The sequence below is a fragment of the Sporomusa aerivorans genome (assembly GCF_041428895.1).
Lineage (GTDB): Bacteria > Bacillota > Negativicutes > Sporomusales > Sporomusaceae > Sporomusa > Sporomusa aerivorans.
Map to the genome: position 1 here is coordinate 3,474,302 of NZ_CP156926.1, position 19,729 is coordinate 3,494,030.

At 44.9% G+C, this 19,729-nt stretch carries 20 protein-coding genes and 1 tRNA gene; 17 read left to right on the top strand and 4 right to left on the bottom strand.

Annotation, left to right across the window (positions count from 1 at the left end; all coding sequences use genetic code 11):
* Positions 1–2: 2 nt before the first annotated feature.
* The 15 genes from fni to SATMO3_RS16645 all read left to right on the top strand — a co-directional run bounded on the left by fni (position 3) and on the right by SATMO3_RS16645 (position 16,039).
* Positions 3–1,082 carry a type 2 isopentenyl-diphosphate Delta-isomerase gene (gene fni, locus SATMO3_RS16575; protein WP_371370846.1) on the top strand — a complete coding sequence of 360 codons (1,080 nt, stop codon included), beginning with the start codon at positions 3–5 and terminating at the stop codon, positions 1,080–1,082.
* A gap of 84 nt (positions 1,083–1,166) precedes the next feature.
* Positions 1,167–1,937: a DUF1614 domain-containing protein gene (locus tag SATMO3_RS16580; RefSeq protein ID WP_371370847.1), complete on the top strand. Its 771-nt coding sequence runs from the start codon at positions 1,167–1,169 to the stop codon at positions 1,935–1,937.
* A complete protein-coding gene (gene spoIIP / locus SATMO3_RS16585) occupies positions 1,927–3,135 on the top strand; it encodes a stage II sporulation protein P (protein ID WP_371370848.1) in 1,209 nt (402 codons plus the stop codon). The genes SATMO3_RS16580 and spoIIP overlap by 11 nt, the downstream gene beginning before the upstream one ends.
* A 157-nt stretch (positions 3,136–3,292) precedes the next feature.
* Positions 3,293–4,600, top strand: a complete 1,308-nt coding sequence (locus SATMO3_RS16590) for a DUF512 domain-containing protein (RefSeq protein ID WP_371370849.1) — start codon at positions 3,293–3,295, stop codon at positions 4,598–4,600.
* 162 nt (positions 4,601–4,762) lie between these two features.
* On the top strand, positions 4,763–6,088 hold the full coding sequence (gene der, locus SATMO3_RS16595; RefSeq protein ID WP_371370850.1) for a ribosome biogenesis GTPase Der: 1,326 nt from the start codon (positions 4,763–4,765) through the stop codon (positions 6,086–6,088).
* A 20-nt stretch (positions 6,089–6,108) separates the two neighbouring features.
* Positions 6,109–6,729, top strand: coding sequence for a glycerol-3-phosphate 1-O-acyltransferase PlsY (gene plsY, locus SATMO3_RS16600; RefSeq protein ID WP_371370851.1), 621 nt, complete (start codon positions 6,109–6,111; stop codon positions 6,727–6,729).
* Between the two features lie 9 nt (positions 6,730–6,738).
* Positions 6,739–7,767, top strand: coding sequence for an NAD(P)H-dependent glycerol-3-phosphate dehydrogenase (locus SATMO3_RS16605; protein ID WP_371370852.1), 1,029 nt, complete (start codon positions 6,739–6,741; stop codon positions 7,765–7,767).
* A gap of 148 nt (positions 7,768–7,915) precedes the next feature.
* Positions 7,916–9,394 carry a stage IV sporulation protein A gene (spoIVA, locus tag SATMO3_RS16610; RefSeq protein WP_371370853.1) on the top strand — a complete coding sequence of 493 codons (1,479 nt, stop codon included), beginning with the start codon at positions 7,916–7,918 and terminating at the stop codon, positions 9,392–9,394.
* A gap of 152 nt (positions 9,395–9,546) precedes the next feature.
* Complete coding sequence (locus tag SATMO3_RS16615) at positions 9,547–9,996, top strand: ACT domain-containing protein (RefSeq protein ID WP_371370854.1); 450 nt, start codon at positions 9,547–9,549, stop codon at positions 9,994–9,996.
* 11 nt (positions 9,997–10,007) lie between these two features.
* Positions 10,008–11,300 (top strand): homoserine dehydrogenase, encoded by a 1,293-nt coding sequence (locus SATMO3_RS16620; RefSeq protein ID WP_371370855.1) that lies wholly within the window; start codon positions 10,008–10,010, stop codon positions 11,298–11,300.
* Between the two features lie 19 nt (positions 11,301–11,319).
* Positions 11,320–12,225 carry a homoserine kinase gene (thrB, locus tag SATMO3_RS16625; RefSeq protein WP_371370856.1) on the top strand — a complete coding sequence of 302 codons (906 nt, stop codon included), beginning with the start codon at positions 11,320–11,322 and terminating at the stop codon, positions 12,223–12,225.
* A gap of 217 nt (positions 12,226–12,442) precedes the next feature.
* Entirely contained in the window at positions 12,443–12,904 is a 462-nt protein-coding gene (locus SATMO3_RS16630; RefSeq protein ID WP_371370857.1) for a RidA family protein, read from the top strand.
* Between the two features lie 556 nt (positions 12,905–13,460).
* A complete protein-coding gene (locus SATMO3_RS16635) occupies positions 13,461–14,738 on the top strand; it encodes an FAD-dependent oxidoreductase (protein WP_371370858.1) in 1,278 nt (425 codons plus the stop codon).
* A gap of 272 nt (positions 14,739–15,010) precedes the next feature.
* Positions 15,011–15,087: transfer RNA gene (locus tag SATMO3_RS16640), tRNA-Pro, on the top strand.
* Positions 15,088–15,490: 403 nt separating this feature from the next.
* Entirely contained in the window at positions 15,491–16,039 is a 549-nt protein-coding gene (locus SATMO3_RS16645; protein ID WP_371370859.1) for a hypothetical protein, read from the top strand.
* Positions 16,040–16,234: 195 nt separating this feature from the next.
* Here SATMO3_RS16645 and SATMO3_RS16650 read toward each other — a convergent pair whose 3' ends face one another.
* The 4 genes from SATMO3_RS16650 to SATMO3_RS16665 form a co-directional block, all read right to left on the bottom strand.
* Positions 16,235–16,495: a hypothetical protein gene (locus SATMO3_RS16650; protein ID WP_371370860.1), complete on the bottom strand. Its 261-nt coding sequence runs from the start codon at positions 16,493–16,495 to the stop codon at positions 16,235–16,237.
* Between the two features lie 184 nt (positions 16,496–16,679).
* Positions 16,680–16,886, bottom strand: coding sequence for a hypothetical protein (locus SATMO3_RS16655; protein WP_371370861.1), 207 nt, complete (start codon positions 16,884–16,886; stop codon positions 16,680–16,682).
* Between the two features lie 117 nt (positions 16,887–17,003).
* Positions 17,004–17,387, bottom strand: a complete 384-nt coding sequence (locus SATMO3_RS16660) for a PepSY domain-containing protein (RefSeq protein WP_371370862.1) — start codon at positions 17,385–17,387, stop codon at positions 17,004–17,006.
* Positions 17,388–17,876: 489 nt separating this feature from the next.
* On the bottom strand, positions 17,877–18,359 hold the full coding sequence (locus SATMO3_RS16665) for a hypothetical protein (protein ID WP_371370863.1): 483 nt from the start codon (positions 18,357–18,359) through the stop codon (positions 17,877–17,879).
* Positions 18,360–18,647: 288 nt separating this feature from the next.
* On the opposite strand from SATMO3_RS16665, the gene SATMO3_RS16670 reads away from it, so the two are divergent.
* Together SATMO3_RS16670 and SATMO3_RS16675 are read left to right on the top strand one after the other, a co-directional pair.
* A complete protein-coding gene (locus SATMO3_RS16670; RefSeq protein WP_371370864.1) occupies positions 18,648–18,782 on the top strand; it encodes a hypothetical protein in 135 nt (44 codons plus the stop codon).
* 356 nt (positions 18,783–19,138) lie between these two features.
* Positions 19,139–19,324: a Spo0E family sporulation regulatory protein-aspartic acid phosphatase gene (locus tag SATMO3_RS16675; RefSeq protein ID WP_371370865.1), complete on the top strand. Its 186-nt coding sequence runs from the start codon at positions 19,139–19,141 to the stop codon at positions 19,322–19,324.
* Positions 19,325–19,729 lie beyond the last annotated feature (405 nt).

The following is a 19,729-nucleotide window of genomic DNA, read 5'->3' on the forward strand; positions in this document are numbered from 1 at the left end:
GCATGGAGCGGCAGTCACGCAAACTGGAACATTTGAAATATTCCCTGCTTCTGGAAGATGGCCCGGCGGCTGCCGGATTTGCGGATTTTCACCTGGTACACAACTGCCTGCCTGACTTAGCCTGGGAAGACATTAGTATTAGTACCCGAGTCGCCGGTATTGCATTACCGCAGCCTGTAATTATTAATGCAATAACAGGCGGAGCCGACGATGTTATCCATGTCAACCGCGACCTTGCCGAACTTGCCCGCCAGACCGGAGCAGCCATGGCGGTAGGCTCCCAATATGCTGCTGTAGAAAACCCAGCAGCTATGGCCTCTTATAAAATTGTCCGTCAGATTAATCCTGACGGAGTTATATTTGCGAATTTAGGCGCTCACGCCACACCGGACGCCGCAAGCTATGCCGTTGAAATGATCGGTGCTCAGGCCATCCAGATTCATCTGAACGCCGGACAGGAAATCATCATGAATGAGGGGGATCGTGATTTTAGCGGTTACCTGACAAAAGTGGCAGCCATTGTTTCAAAAGTAGACGTTCCGGTTATTGTCAAGGAAGTGGGCTGCGGCATTGCGTTTGAACAGGCAAAAGCCTTAGCGGGCATTGGCGTCAAAGCCATTGATGTCGGCGGTACAGGCGGTACTAATTTTCTGGCAATAGAAGCGGCCCGCAGCCTATTTAACCTGGATGCCGACATGGCCGGCTGGGGTATCCCGACAGCAATATCCGCTGTCGAAGTGTTGTCAATGGCCGGTCCGAATCTGGATGTAGTCATTTCCGGCGGGGTACGGACACCGCTGGATGTTGTTAAATCACTGGCCCTCGGCGGCATGGCAACAGGAATTGCCGGACCGATACTCAAAAACCTGCAGCGTAACGGCCTCACAGCAGCTGTTCAATGGTATGAGGATTTTGTAACAGACCTCAAGCGGTTTATGCTCTTGCTGGGCGCACGCACTATTTTTGACTTGCGTTCAAGCCCGATTGTAATTACCGGTTTTAGCCGGGAGTGGCTTCAGGCAAGAGGAATCGATACCGAACGCTATGCAAAACGAAAAAATAGGGAAAGCATGGTCATTTGACCATGCTTTTTGTATTATTCCGGCGGCATCAGAGCAAACTATGAATGTTACACAACAAACACAAACAGTATGAGGTGAAACAACATGATGAACATGCCGCTCGGAATGATTCTACTTTTAGTTGTCAGCGTGCTGGTTTATTTTGGTCTGGCCCAGCGAGTTCTTGATCGTATGCGCATGACTGATAAACAGGCGTTACTCTTTATCGGCGCAATTGTAGTCGGCAGCTTTATTGACATACCGATTATGCGCACCCCCACAGAGGTTTCTATCAATGTCGGCGGAGCTTTACTGCCTGCTTTATTAAGCGTTTATCTAATAGTCAAGGCAGATGAAACCGCCGAAAGAGTGCGGGCTGTATTGGCCGCCATTTTAGTGGCGGGAGCTGTATCTTTGGGGTCCCGCTATTTACCCTATGAACCGGAAAATATGTTTTTGGACCCTAAGCTGATTTACGGCATAGCGGCAGGCCTGATCGCCTATATTGCCGGGCGTTCACGGCGCAGCGCCTTTGTTGGCGGAGTCCTGGGGATTATCCTGAGTGATATTATACATATGGTAACACTCACCGGCCTGGGAATTCCCGGTACAACGGCCATTGGCGGGGCTGGTGCATTTGATGTTACTATAATTGCCGGTCTGGTAGCCGTTATGATTGCCGAGCTGGTAGGTGAAACCAGAGAAAAAATGCAAGGTGGTCCAGTACTAGGGCCCAATCGTCCCGAAGGGCTGTACGAATTTAGCAAAGAATTACACCCTAATAAAAGGCAAACCACTGATAATCATCAAGCACAGCAATCACCGCAAGCGACTGACAAAACCTCGAAGAACGGGGGTGGAAACAGTGAGGAATAGATTTGCTACAATCCTCATCCTGGCTTTGTTAGTAATTGCAAACAGCATAATATGTTACGCCCATGAGCGTAATGACGGCAGCTACGCTACAATAGTTGACGAAAGCGGCAACACCGTATATATGACCGGCTGGCGGGTGCAGCCCGGAGATCAGGTTTTGACCGAGACCAACCGCCGTTATGAAGTCACCCGTGTGGAAGGAGACACGGCCTACGCAAAACTAATCGGCGAAGTAGATTTATCTTTGTATGATAGCGAGAACAAAGGCATACTGGAACGGTTAAAAGCATTTCTCCAACCGGCAGTTGTCAAAGCGGAAGGCGGCGGCAAAGTAGCCATTTATCATACCCACTCTGACGAATCCTATGTTCCCACAGATGGTCAAGAAAGCATTTTAGGAGCAGGTGGCATTTACAAAGTAGGCGACGCCTTTACCTCCGCTTTGGAGAAAAAAGGAGTATCGGTCATTCACTCCCAAGCCAAGCATGATCCGCATGATGATATGGCCTATGAGCGTTCACGCCGTACAGCAATGGATTTAGTAAAGGGTGAGCAGCCCGACGCTATCTTTGATATCCACCGTGATGCTGTACCGCCGCAAGTGTATGCAGCCACGGTTGATGGCCAGGATATCAGCAAAGTGCAGCTGGTAGTGGGAAAATACGGCCCCACTGGCAAACAGATTGAGGATTATGCCCTGCAAATCAAATCTGCCGCCGACAAGCAACATCCCGGACTTGTCAAGGGAATATTTTTTGCCAAGGGCGGCGACTATAACCAGGATATCCATCCCCGTTCCATGCTGCTCGAGGTAGGCGCACATACCAATGACAGGGCCTCGGCGGAAAAGGGTATAGCCTTATTCTCGGATGTTATCCCGGCAGTGCTCGGGAAATCCAGTGCTCCCACAGGTCCCAACGCCGCCGGCGCCAGCAACGCTGCCGGTAATACAGGCCTGGGTTCTGCGGCCGGCGGACTGTCCGGCGCAACCAAATCGATGGGCTGGATTGTTGGTTTGGTTATTGCGGGAGCAGCAGCCTTTTTATTTCTGAGCACCGGCAGCCTGAAAGAAGCAGGTAGTAAGCTTAAGAATTTTACCTCCACCGAATTTGCTAACTTTTTAGGTCCGAAAAACCGTAAACGCGGTAATGCCGATACAAAAACGACGCCAGTAAATAAAGATGAGGATAAGAAATAGCGAGAGGTGGGCGCATGCCTGCCTCTTACTATTTCTTGTAAAAAACAGATCAATTTATACAATAAACACTTGTTTTCCAGATAAAATTGCCGTTTAGTTATCGTCTTTGCAGGAAATTATAGCTACTGACGGAATATTAAAGGAAGGGGGGAATACTTTGACATATAAAGGTATTATATCGAACGTAAAACCGGATAGTATTGGCTTAGAAATTGGCCTTGTCCCCGGAGACCGCCTGCTCGCAGTTAATGGGGAATCGGTTCAGGATATAATTGATCTCAGCTTTGCTCTGGCTGAAGAAGAAATTGAATTACTGATAGAACACGTCTCCGGTGAAAGAGAAATAATTTCATTTGAAAAAGACTATGATGAAGAGTTAGGGCTGGAATTTGAAAGCGCTGTTTTTGACAATGTTCGCCAATGCGCTAACAAATGTGTATTTTGTTTTGTGGATCAAATGCCGCCCGGTATGCGCGACAGTCTGTATATCAAAGATGATGACTATCGCTTATCCTTTTTGTACGGTAATTTTGTTACATTAACCAATATAGGACCACGCGACCTTGAACGGATTGCCAAACTGCATTTATCGCCGCTTTATGTCTCAGTACATACCACTAACGGTACATTACGGGAAAAGATGCTTGGCGGTAAACGGGCAGGAAAAATAATGGGACAATTAACCGAACTGGTGGAAAAGGGAATTGACCTTCACACGCAAGTTGTTCTGTGCCCAGGGTTTAATGACGGCAGGGAACTTGAGCGGACAATTCGCGATTTATATGCCCTGCATCCTTCAGTTTTATCTTTAGCCATCGTTCCGGTAGGATTAACCCGCTATCGGGATGACTGCCATCCCTTGACCGGATTCACGCAGAACGGAAGCCGGGAAGTAATTCGCCTTGTCCGGCAATGGCAAGAAAAATGCCGGCAGGAAACCGGCGAATCATTTGTTTATCTGGCTGATGAATTCTATTTAGCGGCCGGGGAAGAGATTCCGGATTATGAAGCCTATGACGGCTTTCCGCAACTTGAGAATGGAGTTGGTATTGTCCGCAGCTTTCTCGCCGAGTGGGAGGAAGAAAGAATCCCGGACGCCGGCTATTTGGAACCGCACTTCATTGACGTGGTTTGCGGCACCTCTGCAAAAAAAATCCTGGAACCTCTTTTGACCGGATTCTCTGTTCCCAATCTTACTGTTAGAGTGGTAGCTGTCGAAAACAAGTTTTTTGGCAGCGATGTAACTGTGACCGGATTATTGACCGGCAATGACATTTTAACCGCGCTGCAAACACTTTCCGGTCCCCGTACCGGTGTTATTGTTCCCGGGGTAGCTTTAAGAAAAGGTGAGCATGTTTTTTTGGACAATACAATGCCTGATTCCATTGCAGCTGCACTGGGCGTACCTGTACGCAGCGCCTATTTTGCTCAGGATTTAAAACATCTGCTTGCCGCCTGGCGGTAAAAAGTAAGGGCCGGTCCCCATGCTAACAATAGTGGTTTAAGCAAGGTATATACAGACAATGACCCAGGAAACACTACTGCTAGTCCGGGACTGACTGTCCTTGCCGGATATTTTACCGGCTGTCCAAGAAAATAAGTTTAGTATGATACAAGGTGGTATTAAATGAGTAAACCAATTGTTGCAATCGTTGGCCGACCCAATGTCGGCAAATCAACTCTATTTAACTATATAGGAAAAAACCGGTTATCTATTGTGGAAGATATGCCTGGTGTCACCCGGGACCGCATCTATATGGACGCAGAATGGCTGGGGCGCAGCTTTACAATGATCGATACCGGCGGTATTGAATTTGAAACCAATGACAAAATTTTAACCGCCATGCGCAATCAAGCCAAACTGGCTATTGAAGAAGCCGATGTCATCATGTTCATCGTCGATGGCAAAACCGGCCCTACCTCGGCCGACAGTGAAGTAGCCGTAATTTTACGTAATACCAGGAAATCTGTACTGCTTGTGGTTAATAAAGTAGACAACATGAAAAATGAAGCCGATATTTACGAGTTTTACAATCTGGGGCTGGGGGATCCCATTGCCATTTCTGCCACTAATGCGCTCAATATCGGCGACATGCTTGACAGACTCATTGAAAATATGCCGGCAGAGCATATCGAACCAGCAGACAATGATCAAATTAAGGTAGCTGTTATTGGCCGTCCTAATGTTGGCAAATCCTCATTGGTAAACGCCATTATCGGCGAAGACCGGGTTATTGTCAGTGACATTCCGGGCACCACCCGTGATGCCATTGACACCCACTTCACAAAAGACGGTCAGTCTTATGTATTAATTGATACGGCCGGCATGCGGCGCAAAGCTAAAATTGACATGCCGGTGGAACGCTACAGCGTTATTCGTTCACTGCGGGCAGTTGACCGCTGCGACGTCGTCCTCATGGTGATTAATGCTGAGGAAGGTGTAACCGAACAGGATAAAAAGATTGCCGGTTACGCACACGAAGCGGGTAAAGCCAGTATTATCGTTGTAAACAAATGGGACCTGCTTGAAAAAGACGGAAAGACCTCTTTGCGATTTACTGAGACTATTCGCGAAGAATTAGGCTTTATGCAATATTCCCCGGTACTGTTTACTTCTGCTCTTACCAAACAACGGGTACAGCGGGTAACCGAGCTGGTTAAATACGTTGCCGACCAGCATACCATGCGGGTGGCCACAAGCGTACTTAACCAGGTTATTGAAGATGCTACCGCCATCAACCCGCCGCCATCCGAGCGCGGCCGCCGGCTTAAGATTTATTTTGCTACCCAGCCGGATGTAAAGCCGCCAACTTTTATTTTGTTTGTTAATGACCCCGAAATTATGCATTTCTCTTATTTGCGGTTTTTGGAAAATAAGTTGAGAGAGGCCTTTGGTTTTGAAGGAACGCCTCTCAAGCTCGTAGTCCGCGGCCGCAAAGAAAAAGATGAGTAAATGATTGAGGGAGTGGGAGAATGGAATATGTGCTGGTTATTATCGCCAGCTACCTTATTGGCTCAATTCCCAATGGGCTGATTATCGGTAAGAATATCTATAATATTGATTTACGACAGTCTGGCAGCAAAAACATCGGGGCGACCAATGCCTACCGGATTTTAGGCCCCTGGCCCGCCTTTTGGGTGTTTCTGACCGATGCATTAAAAGGCGTTGCCGGGGTTTTACTGGGCCATTACCTGGGCGCAACAGCAATGGCCGAACTGGCTGGCGGCATTGGCGCCATCGCCGGGCACAACTGGTCAGTCTTTTTGAAGTTTAAAGGCGGGCGGGGTGTAGCTACCGGCCTTGGCGTGATAGCCATGATTACACCGCTGGTTACAGCCGTTGTCTTTACAGTATGGGCAGTCATTGTGGGAATAACCCGTTATGTTTCCCTGGCGTCTATCATTGCTGCCGCACTAGTACCTGTCAGTATGTGGTTCCTTAAAGTTGAGCAGGAGTTTTTTTATTTTGGCATACTGGCCGCTTTATTTGTAATTATTAGGCACCGCCCCAATATAGAGCGGTTGTTAAAAGGCGAGGAAACAAAAATCAAAGCCGGCAGTGCCAAAGATACCAACCCGGCAAAGGAGAAGTGACCCCTACAAATGTCAATTGCAGTCATTGGTGCCGGCAGCTGGGGTACAGCCCTGGCCGGAATCCTCGGGCAAAAGCATCCGTCAGTTACCCTGTGGGTGCGTTCGCCTGAACTTGCCGAGCATATAGCAAATAGCCGGGAGAATTCCGGCTATTTGCCAGGCTATATTTTACCATCTACCGTCACTGTTACTAATTCTCTGCTTAAGGCTACAATCGGTTCCCGGCTGATTGTCCTGGTCACACCCTCTCATGCAATACGGCAAATGGCCAGAGAATTAGCGCCCCTGATCGGAGTAAATACCATTGTGGTTAGTGCTGCCAAAGGTCTTGAGGTAACAACGGTAAAACGTATGTCGGAAATCATTAGCGAAGAAATACCGCTTATAGCCGATCGGGTAGCCGTGTTGTCAGGACCCAATCATGCCGAAGAAGTAGCTTTAAGTCACCCGACAGCCACGGTGGCCGCAGCCCGGTCGCGCCTTGTAGCCGAAACTGTACAGGCTGCATTTATGCTGCCTTTTTTCCGTGTTTATACAAACCCCGATATTATCGGCGTGGAACTGGCAGGAGCATTAAAAAACATTATTGCACTTGGGGCGGGGATTGCCGAGGGACTGAGCTTTGGCGACAATGCAAAGTCGGCGTTAATGACGCGCGGTTTGGCTGAAATTACACGTCTGGGCATGGCTATGGGAGCTGCACCACTGACGTTTTCCGGACTTGCCGGCATTGGCGATCTTATTGCAACCTGCACCAGTGTGCACAGCCGCAACCGCCGGGCCGGTCTGCAACTGGCCGCCGGCAAGACCGTAAGCGAAATACAGTCCGAAACGGCCATGGTGGTGGAGGGTATCAAAGCCACCAAAGCCGCATACCAGCTGGCACGCAAGCACCAGGTGGCTATGCCGATAACCGAACAGATTTTTCAGGTACTATATGAGCGCAAATCCCCGCGCGATGCCGTTCTCGAACTTATGACCCGTAGTCGAACCCATGAAGTGGAAGAAGTAGTTGGCAATAATTTGCATTGGAACTAAATAAACTTGGCATAAAAAAGTATGGTGGCTAATAAAGTAAGGTGTAGTTACTTTTTAGTTACCATACTTTTTTATATTTTGTAATATTTGGAACGGCCTGTCATATATTTATAATGATAATTATCGTAATCAGGGAGGGAGACGCCAGATGGAAAAATTCGACCTGTTTAGAGATATCGCCGAACGCACCGGTGGAGATATTTATATTGGTGTAGTCGGCCCGGTCCGCACTGGTAAATCGACTTTTATTAAGCGTTTCATGGAAACCATGGTACTGCCCAATATCACCGATCCTTATGACAAGGAACGTGCTAAGGACGAGCTGCCGCAAAGTGCCGGCGGTAAAACCATCATGACAACAGAACCAAAATTCATTCCTAACGAGGCAGTCGAAATCAATGTAAAAGAAAATGTCAATGTCAGAGTGCGGGTTGTGGATTGTGTTGGCTATACCGTAGACGGCGCCTTAGGCTATGCAGAAGCAGAAGGCCCCCGGATGGTGCTCACACCCTGGTTCGAAAATGAAATTCCGTTCCAGGAAGCCGCGGAAGTAGGAACCCGTAAGGTAATATCCGAGCATTCCACCATTGGCTTGGTGATTACCACTGACGGAACAGTCACTGACCTGCCTAGGGAAAAGTATATTCCGGCCGAAGACCGGGTTATTAATGAACTCAAAGAGCTGCAAAAACCATTTTTGGTAATCTTAAATACCGGCAAGCCTAATTCCAAGGATACCCGTGAACTAGTTGCCAAGTTGGAAGGCAATTACGATGTTCCCGTTATTCCGGTAGACTGCGCGCAATTATCTCATGACGATATTTACGGCATCTTGCAAGAAGTACTTTATGAATTCCCTGTCAAAGAAGTCAATATCACTTTGCCGAAATGGGTGGAAGAACTTGATAAGGATCATTGGCTCCGTCAGAAATTTGAAGGAGCTGTCAGCGATGTTGTTCAATACATCCACCGTCTCCGTGATATTGACCGGGCCATCGACGATTTGTCAGGTTATGACTTTGTCGCCGATGTAATTCTTCACGACATGGATTTAGGCAGTGGAATCGCCGTAATCGAGATGACGGCCCGCGCTGACCTGTTTTACAGTGTCCTGGAAGAGCTTACCGGCTTTACCATTACGGGCGAGCATCACTTGTTGCGCCTTATGCGGGATTTATCGGTAGCCAAGCGTCAGTATGATAAAATTTCCTCTGCACTGGAAGATGTCGAACAGACCGGTTATGGTATTGTTCCGCCTCAACTGGATGAGATGATTTTAGAGGAACCTGAAATTATCCGCACTGGCAACCGTTTTGGTGTAAAACTTAAAGCTTCGGCCCCATCATTACATATTATCCGTACTGACGTACAAGCCGAAATTTCCCCGATAATCGGCACCGAGAAGCAAAGCGAAGAACTTATTCAATATCTGATGCGTGAATTTGAAGGCGAGCCGGAAAAAATCTGGCGTACGAATTTATTTGGCAAATCGTTAAATGAACTGGTACGGGAAGGCATTCAAAACAAATTAACAAGTATGCCGGAAAATGCACAAATTAAATTAAAAGATACACTGCAAAAAATCGTTAATGAAGGTAGCGGCGGATTAATATGTATCATTTTTTAACAAAATTAAGTTTTTTTCAGAATTTTAAGGTCAGTCTGTAAACGACTGACTATTTTTTTCGCATTTTTGCTTGTAATCCCCGCTGATTTGATGATATAATGTCTACCATATACAGATATCCATCCATAGCAGCAGTACCGAGGAGGGGAAACATGGTTACAGGTCAAAAAGCTGTTTTTTATCTGGTTCGGGAGGAGATTTTACCCGAAGCCATAAAAAAAACTATCAAAGTAAAAGAGTTGTTAAAACGAGGCGAAGCAAGGACAATTAATGAAGCTGTGGAAAAAATGGAATTAAGCCGTAGCGCCTACTATAAATACAAGGACTATGTATTTCCGTTTTATGAGGCCAGCAAAGAGAAGATTGTCACTATTGCCTTATTGCTTGAACACAAATCCGGTGTTTTATCAAGGGTGTTAAATACTGTGGCTAATGAGCGCGGCAGTGTTTTAACGATTAACCAGGGCATTCCATTGCAGGGAGTCGCCAATGCGACAATATCCATTGAGACGGCCGATCTGGCAATCGATTTGGAAGCTATGCTTGACAAATTAAGAATGGTGGATGGTGTTAAAAGGCTGGAAGTGCTAGGTCAGGCTTAGGAGGAAATTTTATGGATGCAATCCAAATCGCTTTACTGGGAATGGGGACGGTAGGTACCGGTGTTGTTAAAATACTGGCCAACAACGCTCTTAATATTGAGCATAAGGTAGGTACACCGGTAGTTATTAAAAAAATTCTGGTACGAAACCCCGGTAAAGTAAGAGCCACGGCTACCGATGCGGAAATGGTAACAAATATTGACGAAATTTTAAGCGATCCTGACATAAAAATTGTTGTTGAAATTATGGGTGGCGAATTGCCGGCTAAAGACTATATGCTGGCAGCTCTTAAAGCCGGTAAGCATGTTGTTACCGCTAATAAAGATGTAGTGGCCAAATTTGGCCGTGAATTGTTTGCCGCCGCTGAAGCCAGTCATGTAGATTTTCTGTTTGAAGCCAGTGTAGGAGGCGGAATACCGATAATACGGCCGCTTAAACAATGCCTGGCTGCAAACCAGATCTCTGAAATTATGGGAATTGTCAACGGCACCACCAACTACATGCTAACCAAAATGACCACCGAAAAAATGGATTATGGCGATGTATTAGCAGAAGCCCAGGCCAAAGGCTATGCTGAGTCTGATCCTACTGCCGATGTGGGCGGGTTTGACGCGGCACGCAAAATAGCCATTCTGGCATCCATTGGCTTTGGTGCCCGCGTTACACTCGACGACGTCTATATTGAAGGCATTACCAATATTGGTATTGAAGACATCGAATATGCGCGTGAACTTGGCTTCGTTATCAAGCTCCTGGCTGTCGCCAAGCAAGACGACCGTGGTATCAATGTCCGGGTTCATCCGGCTTTCCTGCCGACAACGCATCCGCTGGCAGCTGTTAATGATGTATTTAATGCTATTTTTGTCAGAGGCGATGCTGTCGGTGAAGCTATGTTTTACGGGCGGGGAGCCGGCGAATTGCCAACGGCGAGCGCAGTCACGGCCGATATCATCGACGTGGCCCGCGACATCAGGCACAATGTCAGCAGCCGGATATTATGCACCTGCTTTGAACATAAAACTATCTACGGCGTAAGCAAAACAGAATCACCCTATTATATACGCCTCCTCGTTGAGGATAAACCTGGTGTACTGGCGGCTATTGCCGGTGCCTTTGGCGCCCAGCAGGTCAGCCTGCATTCTGTTATTCAAAAACGCAAAGTTGAGCGAGCCACCGAACTGGTACTCATTACTTACCGGGTATCGGATGAAAATATCCGGTTGGCCATTAATACTTTACTCGGCATGTCGATTGTACGGAAGATTGGTAGTGTAATCAGAGTAGAAGCTGAGCAAATTTCATAGCAACAAAGGTGGCGATATTATGGCAAACACCGTAAAAGTCCGCGTGCCGGGAACAACGGCCAACTGCGGTCCGGGGTTTGACGCAGTCGGCATAGCCTGCACCATCTACAATGACCTGGAACTGACTGTAAGCCAGGAAGCCGGCATCTCGCTAGAAGTCACGGGTGAAGGGGCGGGAGCCATTCCCGCCGATAGTTCAAATGTTGTTGTTAAAGCGATCCAGATGGTGATGGATAAAACGGGACAACACTACAAAGGGATATCATTGCGAATGAAAAATAATATCCCTTTGTCAAGAGGTCTGGGCAGCAGTGCCGCGGCAATTGTCGGCGGACTGGTGGCGGCGAACGAGTTAACAGGAAACCGCCTGAACAAGGAAACTATCCTGGATATGGCTACCGCCATTGAAGGTCATCCTGATAATGTAGCACCGGCCATTTTCGGCGGTATTACGGTAAGCATAATGGACAGCGGCCATGCACACTATTTGCGGTTTCTGCCGCCAGTTGACTTTTCCATGGTAGCGGTTATTCCGGAATTCAATCTTTCCACCCGTGCCGCCCGGAAAGTACTGCCGGTTTCGATACCGTTTGCTGATGCCGTATTCAACGTCAGCCGGAGCGCGCTTCTTATTGGCTCGCTTGCTACCGGCGAACTCAAACTGCTTCTGCATGCACTGGAAGATCGATTGCATCAGCCGTACCGGGAACAACTTATTCCGGGTATGGCTCAGGTTCTCGCCGCAGCCAGGCAAGCAGGCGCCCTTGGAGCTGCTCTTAGTGGTGCCGGCCCTTGTCTCCTGGCCTTTACCACTGAAAACTCTGATGAAGTGGGACGCGCTATGACCAAGGCTTTTGAAATTCATAAAGTACAAGCAAAGTATCAAGTATTGAAGATTGACCGGCAAGGTGCAATCATTATATAAATTCATTCAAAACCTGTTCGCGAACCATTGCGAACAGGTTTTTTGTTGCTACATATTTGCTGTGTTTTACGACACAATATAAAAGAATTGCAGCCTTTATTCCACTGGAAAAGGAGGTTAAGAGCATGTCCGCCCTCAATGTGTTTGGCGCTTTTAATCCTATTATGCCAAACAACCTGTCATTGGCTAGCACCATATATATATAGGAGTGATTTGTTTGAGCTTTGAAGCAAGAGTAAAAGAACTAGGCATTACCATACCCGAAGCGGCCAAACCATTAGCCGTATACGTTCCGGCTGTGAAAGAAGGCAACTTTGTGCATACTTCAGGGCAAATCCCTTTGGTCGCCGGCGAACTACAGTTCAAGGGCAAGCTTGGTAAAGAGTTAACCGTGGAACAGGGTTATGAAGCAGCAAAAACCTGCGCTATTAATTGCTTAGCAGCAATCAAAGGAGTAGCCGGATCACTCGACAAGATCGAAAAGGTTATTAAAATTGTCGGTTTTGTCAATAGTGCCCCCGGGTTTGTTGATCAACCCAAAGTTATCAATGGCGCCTCAGAACTCATTGGCTCTATTTTTGGCAAAGCCGGCGAGCATGCACGCTCAGCGGTAGGCGTGGCGGAACTGCCGATTAACTCAGCCGTTGAGGTTGAAATGATCGTTAAAGTTAAGCCATAAGCTTAACAAAGTACTGCACAAGCAGGAGGCCAACCATATAAGCACGCACAAATTTAAAATCCAGAAGTAGCCGACGACTAACCCGCTCTAAGACTCCAACTTCTACAAGTGGGATTTATACCCCTACGGGCACAGGTGAGCGGCTAAGTCCATGGACAAGGGCGACCAATCTTCAACGGGGTTAAAACCCCACCTGAAGCTAAGTCTACTTTATCGTCATCTTCAACAAAAAAATACCTAGTATCTATGCGGCTGCTCGTGAGGCTGCTGATAAAATTAACGTCCCCAAAAAGCTCAACGGCAAATTCGGCCTGACAAGAGCAATTTCGGGTTGTCCGGCGCCCCTGAGTAGCGACATTATGCAATTTAGCGAGTACAGAGTTAAAGAAGTCGCTCCACGGGAACTGGTTGATGACATTCGTGAATTGGTTAAATCCGTCTATGGTGATGAATTTGACGCAGCAACAGTGTCAACATGTGCCGGTCTCAGGTCAAACCTTTGACAGCCTCTTCAGCCCGCCTATGATGTCTAAAACACTAATAGGAGGTATTCCTCATGGCAAGAGTAATTGTTGTTGGCGGGGGGTGGGCCGGCTGCAGCGCTGCCGTGTCCGCAAAAAAAGCCGGGATCGATGAAGTAATTCTGCTTGAACGTACGGATATGTTACTTGGAACAGGCCTGGTTGGCGGCATCATGCGTAATAATGGCCGTTTTACCGCCACTGAAGAAGCAATCGCCATGGGTGGCGGCGATATATTCGAGGCTGTGGATCAAGTAGCCCGCCATAGAAACATTGAATTTCCCGGCCACAAGCATGCAACGCTATACGATGTGGCCCGTATGGAACCTGCTGCCCGGCGTGTTCTGGAACGCTATGGAGTTAAATATGACTTAATGGCCCGGGTACGCGATATTACTATGGAAGACCAAAAAATTAAATCCGTAATCACCGATAAAGACGATGAAATCTATGGGGATGTTTTTGTAGAGGCCACAGGTACAGCCGGCCCGCAAGGGCAATGCAGCAAATATGGCAACGGCTGCGTAATGTGTATCATCCGCTGTCCGTCCTTTGGCCCCCGGATTAGCATAGCTTCCCGCGCCGGAATACAGGAAATGATAGGCCGAAAAGCGGATGGCAGTCCGGGAGCCATGAGCGGTTCATGTAAGCTTCATAAAGACTCTCTTGCCAAGAGCATTGTTCAGGAACTGAACCGAAAAGGGGTAGTAATAGTGCCTATTCCCGCAGAACTCAGAAAAGCCGAATCACTGTCAGTTAAGGCCTGCCAACAGTATGCGCTTAAAGAATTCGCCGACAACATTATCCTGTTGGATACCGGTCACGCCAAGCTTATGTCGCCGTTTTATCCGCTGGACAAATTACGTAAAATTCCGGGCTTTGAAAACGCCCGCTATGAAGATCCCTATGCCGGCGGTATAGGCAACTCCATGCGCTTTACGGCTTTATCCCCGCGGGACAACGCCCTGAAAGTCCAGGGAGTCGACAACCTGTTCTGCGGAGGCGAAAAAGCGGGGCTCTTAGTAGGACATACAGAAGCTATTGTAACCGGTACGCTTGCCGGCCACAACGCAGTACGTCACGTTTTCGGCAAACAGCTTTTGGTACTACCCGAAACGTTAGCCATAGGTGACGCAATCGCCCACGTTCGGGAACAAATGCAAACTGAAGCTGGCTTGAAACTTAAATATACTTTCTCAGGTGCACAGTACTTTAAACGCATGCAAGAGAAAGGCTTATATACCACTGATGTTAACGAAATTAGAAAGCGGGTAGAAGCAGCCGGCGTTACCGGTGTGTTCTGCAAATCTTAAGCCAAGGAGGCGGCGGCATGGGTAATCGGCATTGCCATGCTCCGGCCATTAGTATTATCGCAAAAAAACTTTGCAGCCGCTATCCACAAGGGCCTGTATGCAGCAGGTAGAAAGGGGCCTATCCAGGTCGCAGTAGCAAAGATACAGTACCAATACAGAAATAAGAAGTTTCCATAAAATATTTTCGGATATCTGTTGACAACCTGATGTATTTTGAGGTAAAATAAATTTTGTCAGTTAGAAAGTGTCAAATAATTGACTGGCAAAAATATCGGGGCGTAGCTCAGTTTGGTAGAGCGCTACCTTGGGGTGGTAGAGGCCGCACGTTCAAGTCGTGTCGCTCCGACCAGGAATTTAGCGGGTTCGCAGATTATGCGAACCCGCTTTCATGTTTATTTATTTCTTGTTTGCTGGATGTATCTTTAATGCTTTTACATATATTGTAATCAGCGAGCCTTTAACTGGGTTTCTTTTTACGAACATTTAACATGTAAATATATTATGTATCATGAAGAGGCTGATAAAAACACATGATTTTAGCCAATTCGGAGACAATTCACTGCCCGGTAAGTAACTTAAACAATGCGAATCAGGTAGAAATGAGTGAATCTGTTCGGTTAATGCTGTTTATAATAAACAGTAGAAGAGTGTCCGGACTGAACGCTTGAATTTTTATAGTCGTTGCTTGAGTATAAAACTTGTAGAATATGCAAGAATAAATCAGGTGAAGTAGATATCAGGGGAGAACTGCTATGAGTAATCAAACAATTTTATGGGGTATGCTGCTATTGCCATGGCTAACCCTCTTTTTGATGCCTAAGAACGATATTAAAAGGTGGATGCCGGCAGCATTGTTCGTAATAGCAACAAATACTCTGATTATTGATGTTGGCGTTACTTTAAAGTTATGGGAAACAAGGGAAAATGTCTTTCCCTTAAACGAAATGATTAGCTATGTTTATGGTGCATTGCCGGTTGGAGCGATGTGGATACTCAAATATACCTATGGACGATTTTGGTCATATGTAGCTGCTCAGACGATGGGGAGCTTGCTATTGATCCTTATAGTACAACCATTATTGCATCGCCGGGAAATATTCGTTTGGCTTAACCAAGATATGTTTGCGGGAATGGGGGCATTTTACATAACTGTTATACATTTAATTTCTGTATATCTTTATCAAATGTGGCAGGAAAGCGTATTTGTCCGCTCCGAGCAAACCGGTTTTTCCGCTAATTTACAGCCAGCATTATCTAAGCCGTTGCCTAAAGAGCTAGAAGATAATAAAAATAATGAATAAAATGATTGAGCGCCTTTTGAGGGCGCTTTTTATATGTACTAATTGCAGAAATTTAATACCTTGGTCGCCCTATGCAAAAATAATGGTAAAAACTTCAGCATTCTTATCACAATGCTGACCATCGCGCCGGCATTCACAATAACACACGGTAACCTTGCTGAAAGAGAAGTGGAACAGCCTTATGCCGATCACAAGTTATGGATGATTAGAACTATCAAATCCTTTTTTCGTCATTGCTTTGAACCAGTCAAAATGGAATATAAGATGAAAAATGACTAAAACTGTTAGGGAATAGCTTGCCAATTCATGCAAAAATTTTATGTGTACGGCCATTAAAAATGGCATTAAGTATGGTAGATTTATCGACAATGCAACTCCAGTAAAGGCACTTACTGAGCCAAATAATAATAATGCGATATTTAAATAATAGTTTTTTTCAGGTTTGGAAAGAAGCATGGGAATGTCCTCCGTATTTTAAATATTGACATTAACATACTTGATAAATATGTCAAAAATATGACAGACACAAATTCAGGAGTTTCTCTAATACGAAAAACGATTGTATAAAGACGCAGGCGGAGGGGGGAGACTGGGGTTGTAGAGGAAGCAGAAATAAAAAAATAGCGGGAAGCATTTCCCGCTATGGTTCAGTTCTATTAACTAACTCTGTTGCTGGATTTACCGAGGGCGTGGAGTTTGTTCCATAGATATAATCCCCGGCAGAGTGTAATGCATCTTTATCTTTCGGTATTTTTGATTCTTTAAAAGATAAAGGTTCCGGATTATTAGGACCATAACCTACTGAGGCATTTGTGCTTTGTTCTTGCTGTTCTGTAGATTTGCTCATAAAAGTCACCTCCATATATAGTGTTTCCCATGAAATTTATTTAATGCTATTTGAGTAGAGTAAGCGTAAGGTGGCGGGAAAAAGGATCATTTGAGCGTAGCTTAGATCACAACAAAACTACCTATGGGCGCCGCCGGCGCGAAGAAGCGTAATTGAAAGATAAACTCCTGTCAGCGTCAGAAAAATTATTCCGATTGCTTCAAGGTCAACTAGCCATTTTAAATTCATGCCCGAATATTTTCCCTCGTGAAGACCTCTTGCAATACTAAAAGGGCCTCGAGAATCAGGTCTGACATCTGAACGCTGTGCTATTTCCTCTGGTGGTAATGTTTTTGAGCCTGGTATTTGACTTTTATCGGAAATACGCAGTGGCCCTTCTGCAGGAGATTGTCCGACAAGCCAAGGCTCAGACAATATCAGACCAGTTATAGCTTCAACAAGTAGAAAAATAGCTAAAATGAGGCCCACCCATAAATGAATTTTCCGTACAGTATTATACATGTTTTATACACCTCCAGGCTTATTATTATTTACTACTGAATAGGGTTCTATTCTGGCTGAAGAGAGGTATACACATGACTAAATACACAATACGGTTCAGCGCCAAGCGGTAACATGACCCCCTTCGCTAAAAAGAAGGGTCTTGTTTGAATGTAGGTCACCACCATACGGTCATTTTCTGGGTAAGGTAACACGATTCCCAGCTTAGGAATACTATAAAATAGATTCACATCGACAAAGGAGGATACGAGATGTTTTGGGAACTAAATAGATTTCTTTGGTTTATTGTTTTGATCATCAGCCTATTCATTCTCTTCTTCCCGGATATAGGAGATGATTGTACTAGCTAGAACATTCTAACTGAAGCAAGGTGGATACATGATTTTCCGACTTGGTTTTAGCCGCTGACCAAGCGGCTTTTTATTTATTCCCGCTTTTCACTTGCGAAAGTTCAAGTCCATTAAGGTGTACGGAGTTACCGGGGTATGACTATTTTAAATCCAAGTTGTTTTTTGATATAACCACATCGTTTAAAAAACTTATGCTGACACCAGAATAATCAGGCTTCATCCACTGATAAGCTTTAAGATTTCCTCCTTTATTCACTTCGGTTTCAGGATTTCCCATAATTGTGATTACCTCTTTATACGTCATGCCTTCTTTAATCTGATTATATTTTTCAATAGTTACTGTATGGGTTGACGGTCTTTTATAAGCCTGTTCCACTTCTGCGTTAGGTTTAAGAAAATATAAGAAATCCTGCCAGGATTGGGGAGGTACATATAAGCTAATTAGAATTCCCCAATAGATTCCTATTACATTAGCAATGATTGCTATAAATAGGGGATAGCGCCATAGCGATAAAATCTTCTCCCTCAATGTTTTGTCTTGCTTCTTTAGTTTTTTTTCTCCATCTTTTTTCGATTTTATTTCTTCATAGATTCTTAGTTTCTCTTCTATACTTAGTTCCATAATATTACCTCCAAGTAGATTATGTATTATTGATACTACATATTTACATTTTTTCCCTGCTGGAAATACGAAATTAGTACTGGTAAATTTTATATTATAAAGCCTATTTTTGCTAACCCGATAATCAATAAGCTGATTCTTGCTGGGTGGTTGAGGGTTTGTTAAGAAACAGTTCTATTGAAGAATAATATTCTAGACAAAATTTTCGAAATAATGTATAATATCATTAATAAATGCGAGGTTGCATCTGATGCAATCTCGCTTGTTTTATTTTAGGAGGTGTATAATATGAAAAGCGCTGATAAAATTGATTTCACTATGACTGACGAAGAATTTAAGAAACTACTTGATGAGCTTCCAAAAATTTTATTAGAGCTTACAGAAGAAGATAGTAAAGTGAATAATAGTCCTGTCGTTTTTTAGGGGATATATTTAAGCATAAAGCCGCCCATTTTGGGCGGCTTTTCAAAAATAAAAATCAGCATCATGTCTCATTTAAACTAAAGCAAATCGAGCCGTCTAACATAACATTTGCCTGCGCCTGGAAGACATATGGCCCGTATTATTATGACCTTAAGCCAATAAAGGAGATAGCGCCTCAATAATAGATTTTGTTACTCTTAAACTGCATATTAAGAAAAATTTAAGAGTTGTTATATAAAATAATCCACATCAAAAAAAATCATAATAAAACTAAATATATCCTATAGCGAATTTTTATAAAGTAGGATATAATACAAATTCGGCAAAATAAATTTACAATATAGGAGTACTCAGAATTGTTTTTACAGCAGCAACTATTACAGCGTATTGAGCAATTACGCTGTGAACTCCATAAAACAGTGGAGATCTTTGGTATGGATAGCCCACAAGCTTTATCCTCAAGCCAACAATTAGATTATATAATAAATCAATTTTACCAGGTAGCTAGATGCAGTATAAACCAAAATAGTAATCAAGACTAATATCATTTCCTGAAAGGTTAACTCCTCAGGGCTTTTTACACAAAGATATACATTGGTATTGTTCACTAGGAACCATTCAGTGGGTTGAAATGCTCTGTAGTACTTAGCAGAAAGCAGCTGCTGCAGTATCCAATGTGGAAAATAAGTGATTTTGTACTTGCTTTAAATCCAGATACTTTCTGTGAATACGCTAGCTCCAATAGCTGGTATTTCTCCTTGTACATTCCAATGACTAAAATGCTGAAAAGTTATATAATATTTCTACTAACTGACTAGAAAGGCGTGCCTATGAAACCTAAGCGGCAAAAGATTTTTTGCATCATTTTTTAGATGTATGTATTCATCTGCCTACAAAAATAAGGAAATCGAAATTACTAGATACGAAATAACTCAGGTGCGGCTGAG

Excerpts from the sequence above, each read along its gene's own strand:
- SATMO3_RS16615 (WP_371370854.1), top strand. The coding sequence starts at position 9,547 with ATGGTTACAGGTCAAAAAGCTGTTTTTTATCTGGTTCGGGAGGAGATT.
- spoIVA (WP_371370853.1), top strand. The coding sequence starts at position 7,916 with ATGGAAAAATTCGACCTGTTTAGAGATATCGCCGAACGCACCGGTGGA.
- der (WP_371370850.1), top strand. The coding sequence starts at position 4,763 with ATGAGTAAACCAATTGTTGCAATCGTTGGCCGACCCAATGTCGGCAAA.
- SATMO3_RS16620 (WP_371370855.1), top strand. The coding sequence starts at position 10,008 with ATGGATGCAATCCAAATCGCTTTACTGGGAATGGGGACGGTAGGTACC.
- SATMO3_RS16670 (WP_371370864.1), top strand. The coding sequence starts at position 18,648 with ATGAAAAGCGCTGATAAAATTGATTTCACTATGACTGACGAAGAATTT.
- SATMO3_RS16605 (WP_371370852.1), top strand. The coding sequence starts at position 6,739 with ATGTCAATTGCAGTCATTGGTGCCGGCAGCTGGGGTACAGCCCTGGCC.
- SATMO3_RS16645 (WP_371370859.1), top strand. The coding sequence starts at position 15,491 with ATGAGTAATCAAACAATTTTATGGGGTATGCTGCTATTGCCATGGCTA.
- SATMO3_RS16635 (WP_371370858.1), top strand. The coding sequence starts at position 13,461 with ATGGCAAGAGTAATTGTTGTTGGCGGGGGGTGGGCCGGCTGCAGCGCT.
- thrB (WP_371370856.1), top strand. The coding sequence starts at position 11,320 with ATGGCAAACACCGTAAAAGTCCGCGTGCCGGGAACAACGGCCAACTGC.
- SATMO3_RS16655 (WP_371370861.1), bottom strand. The coding sequence starts at position 16,886 with ATGAGCAAATCTACAGAACAGCAAGAACAAAGCACAAATGCCTCAGTA.
- SATMO3_RS16650 (WP_371370860.1), bottom strand. The coding sequence starts at position 16,495 with ATGCTTCTTTCCAAACCTGAAAAAAACTATTATTTAAATATCGCATTA.
- SATMO3_RS16660 (WP_371370862.1), bottom strand. The coding sequence starts at position 17,387 with ATGTATAATACTGTACGGAAAATTCATTTATGGGTGGGCCTCATTTTA.
- SATMO3_RS16665 (WP_371370863.1), bottom strand. The coding sequence starts at position 18,359 with ATGGAACTAAGTATAGAAGAGAAACTAAGAATCTATGAAGAAATAAAA.
- fni (WP_371370846.1), top strand. The coding sequence starts at position 3 with ATGGAGCGGCAGTCACGCAAACTGGAACATTTGAAATATTCCCTGCTT.
- plsY (WP_371370851.1), top strand. The coding sequence starts at position 6,109 with ATGGAATATGTGCTGGTTATTATCGCCAGCTACCTTATTGGCTCAATT.
- SATMO3_RS16580 (WP_371370847.1), top strand. The coding sequence starts at position 1,167 with ATGATGAACATGCCGCTCGGAATGATTCTACTTTTAGTTGTCAGCGTG.